At 29.1% G+C, this 2,408-nt stretch carries 2 protein-coding genes; both read left to right on the forward strand.

Translation table 11 applies throughout. The features are described from left to right. The first annotated feature begins 102 nt into the window (after nucleotides 1-102). The gene (locus MC378_RS15290; RefSeq protein ID WP_242179702.1) at nucleotides 103-1,392 is read left to right on the forward strand and encodes an AAA family ATPase; all 1,290 of its coding nucleotides are present in this window, start codon (nucleotides 103-105) and stop codon (nucleotides 1,390-1,392) included. Next, entirely contained in the window at nucleotides 1,385-2,221 is an 837-nt protein-coding gene (locus tag MC378_RS15295) for a DUF4435 domain-containing protein (RefSeq protein ID WP_242179704.1), read from the forward strand. Before MC378_RS15290 ends, MC378_RS15295 begins: the two co-directional genes overlap by 8 nt. The last annotated feature ends 187 nt before the right edge of the window (nucleotides 2,222-2,408 follow it).

Below are 2,408 nucleotides of genomic sequence, written 5' to 3' on the forward strand. Positions count from 1 at the left end.
TTTTTTGTAAACTTCTATTTTCCTGCGGAAAATAGCCGTTCACGTAAAACGCAACTTTCAATAACACAAACTCGTTAGGCGCAATTTGAAAAAAAATAGAAAATGTTTAAAATAGATAATGTTTTAATAGAAGGATTTTGGGGACAACATACAGTAGAAACCGATTTCAATAACGATGTTAATATTTTCATTGGTCGCAATGGAACAGGTAAATCAACATTTATCAACTTACTTCAAGCTGTAATATCTGTTGACTTAGAATTACTATTCGGATTGCAATTTGAAAAAATAATTGTTCTCTTAAAAGATGGTAAGAAAAAAAGAAAAATTGAAGTTACTAAAATAGCTCACGATTTACAATATAAAGAATTACAATATCAAATTGGTTCAAAGAAGTTTAAGCTACCTGTTATACCTGAAAGAGAGCTTAAATATATTACAAAAAGAAGTGGTAGAATACACCCTAGATTTTATAGAGATATCCAAGAAATAAAAGCCATTTTAAGTAAACTTGTAAACGTTTCATATTTATCAGTTAATCGTGACAATATCGCTAAAGAAGATTTTCGCGACAGTAGACGTGAAGATGTCTATAATGCTATTGACGTAAGATTAGAAGAATTAATTGGAGAATTAACCTCATACCAATTACAATTAGAAACAGATTTAAGTCGTTTATCAAAAAAATTCCAAGAAGATGTTTTAAAATCAAATCTATTTAACGAGGAATTTGACTATGTCAATATCAACGAACCCGTTAAATTAGATTATAGGAGAATTCAATTAGGATTAAAACAAGCATATCGTGGTTTAGGGATTTTAGATGATAAAATAACAGAAAATATAGATAAACACGTTGCTGCAATTCAAAAAGCAGCAGACGCAATTAATATACACGTTAAAGACAAGGAAAAACCTGTTTACCCAAATGACGTAACACCTTTGACTTTATTAGGAAGAACTAGGAAAATAAATGAGTTATCAAGTGAACTTGAAAAAGATAAAAAGAGAATATTTGAGCGTCTCAATGACTATATTAAAATGCTGAATGATTTTCACGAAACAAAAGAATTCACTTTACAAGATAGTAAAATTGGAGGTATTTCAATTTTTAAAGAAGAAGTGGAAATCCCTTTATCTCAATTATCATCAGGAGAAAAACAATTAATTATATTATTAACAGAAGCATTATTACAAAAAGGTGCTCAAACTTTATTTATTGCAGATGAACCTGAACTGTCACTTCATATAGAATGGCAAAGACGGGTTATTCCTTCAATTAGAACATTAAACCCAAACTCTCAAATTATTGTAGCTACACATTCGCCAGAAATAGTAGGTAAGTTCAAACAGAGAACAATTAATATGGAAAAAATCATAAATAATGGATGATTTAGACTATTCAATTGATGCTTTAGAAGCAAAAGGACTATTTTATAATAAAACCATAACAGTCTATGTTGAAGGTAAAGATGACCCTTTATTTTGGGATAACTTATTTAACCTTGCAGAGGTCGAAGCTCATATTGAAGATGTAGGTGGTAGTCAAGAACTAGAAAAGTATATTAGTAATATTATAGATTCAAATGCCGAATTTTATGTAGCTACAGATAATGACCATAATGACTTTTTAGAAGATATAACTTCCCATCCAAATATCATAAGGACTTATGGATATTCGATTGAGAATACTATGTACTTTAGTTATCAAGAAATTGAAAATACGATTTCCAAGTTTTGTAGAAAAAAGGTAAATATATCTACTGATTTTAACGATTGGATAAATGATTTTTCAACTTCTGTTCGAGATTTAATTATATTGGATATTGCAAATCATAAATATCAAAAAGGCATTTGCATTTTTGGTGATAATTGTTATAAATTTTTAAAAGGGCAAAAATCTTCAGAAATTTGTGAAGTGAAAACCGAAAAATTTATTGAGAGTGTAAAACCTAATTTTTCCAATGAAGAAATAGAAGCTGTTGAAAAATTAATAAATCAAACAGACAAAGAACTTTGGTTTCATATAAAAGGTCATTTTATTACTCACGCAATTCTGAATCTTATAAAGAAACTTGTTCGTAAATATTCAGGTCATTCAATTGGCTTAACACCTGATTTCCTTTATACCTTGACTATTGATTGCAAAGAAAATTGGGAGAGTCGTATTGACATAAAAACTGTAGTTGAGGAAATAGTAAAAATAAAAAACAGCGCCTAACACCGTATAAAATTAATTGCTAGTTCCAGCCTATTTACGAAAGTCCTCGCGGACTTTCTATTCGGTTTTTATTTGCTAAATTAGTGCTAAAACCACGCAACTAATCTTATACAAACACGTTGCCAAAAATTATCCAGAAACACTCAAACCGTTGGAAAAAAAACAATAAAACTCTTGAATTTTAAAA

Source organism: Polaribacter marinus, assembly GCF_022662535.1.
GTDB classification, from domain to species: domain Bacteria; phylum Bacteroidota; class Bacteroidia; order Flavobacteriales; family Flavobacteriaceae; genus Polaribacter; species Polaribacter marinus.

Coding starts and splice junctions, on each gene's coding strand:
- MC378_RS15290 (WP_242179702.1), top strand. CDS start 103: ATGTTTAAAATAGATAATGTTTTAATAGAAGGATTTTGGGGACAACAT.
- MC378_RS15295 (WP_242179704.1), top strand. CDS start 1,385: ATGGATGATTTAGACTATTCAATTGATGCTTTAGAAGCAAAAGGACTA.